Source organism: Gordonia sp. NPDC062954, assembly GCF_044543825.1.
Classification (GTDB): Bacteria; Actinomycetota; Actinomycetes; order Mycobacteriales; family Mycobacteriaceae; genus Gordonia; species Gordonia tangerina.
Map to the genome: position 1 here is coordinate 1 of NZ_JBITWL010000078.1, position 1188 is coordinate 1188.

General features: G+C 54.9%; 1 rRNA gene. It reads left to right on the forward strand.

Features of this window, described 5'->3' with window-relative positions:
• Positions 1–1188, forward strand: a 23S ribosomal RNA gene (locus ACIGKQ_RS25355); the annotation flags it as partial.

The following is a 1188-nucleotide window of genomic DNA, read 5'->3' on the forward strand; positions in this document are numbered from 1 at the left end:
CTGAGAGGTGATGCGTAGCCGTTGCGGCGAATTCCATGATCCTATGCTGCCGAGAAAAGCCTCTAGTGAGTTGGTACACGGCCCGTACCCCAAACCAACACAGGTGGTCAGGTAGAGAATACTAAGGCGATCGAGAGAACTGTGGTTAAGGAACTCGGCAAAATGCCCCCGTAACTTCGGGAGAAGGGGGACCCATCCCGGTGACCGCCCTCGCGGTGTGAGCTGGTGTGGGTCGCAGAGACCAGAGAGAAGCGACTGTTTACTAAAAACACAGGTCCGTGCGAAGTCGTAAGACGATGTATACGGACTGACGCCTGCCCGGTGCTGGAAGGTTAAGAGGACCGGTTAATCACTTCGGTGGTGAAGCTGAGAATTTAAGCCCCAGTAAACGGCGGTGGTAACTATAACCATCCTAAGGTAGCGAAATTCCTTGTCGGGTAAGTTCCGACCTGCACGAATGGCGTAACGACTTCTCTGCTGTCTCAACCACAGACTCGGCGAAATTGCAGTACGAGTAAAGATGCTCGTTACGCGCGGCAGGACGAAAAGACCCCGGGACCTTCACTATAGCTTGGTATTGGTGTTCGGTTCGGTTTGTGTAGGATAGGTGGGAGACTGTGAAACTCGCACGCTAGTGTGGGTGGAGTCGTTGTTGAAATACCACTCTGATCGTATTGGACTTCTAACCTCGGACCCTGATCGGGTTCAGGGACAGTGCCTGGTGGGTAGTTTAACTGGGGCGGTTGCCTCCCAAAATGTAACGGAGGCGCCCAAAGGTTCCCTCAGCCTGGTTGGCAATCAGGTGTTGAGTGTAAGTGCACAAGGGAGCTTGACTGTGAGACGTACATGTCGAGCAGGGACGAAAGTCGGGACTAGTGATCCGGCACCAACGTGTGGAAGTGGTGTCGCTCAACGGATAAAAGGTACCCCGGGGATAACAGGCTGATCTTCCCCAAGAGTCCATATCGACGGGATGGTTTGGCACCTCGATGTCGGCTCGTCGCATCCTGGGGCTGGAGTAGGTCCCAAGGGTTGGGCTGTTCGCCCATTAAAGCGGCACGCGAGCTGGGTTTAGAACGTCGTGAGACAGTTCGGTCTCTATCCGCCGCGCGCGTCTAGAAACTTGAGGAAACCTGTCCCTAGTACGAGAGGACCGGGACGGACGAACCTCTGGTGTGCCAGTTGTCC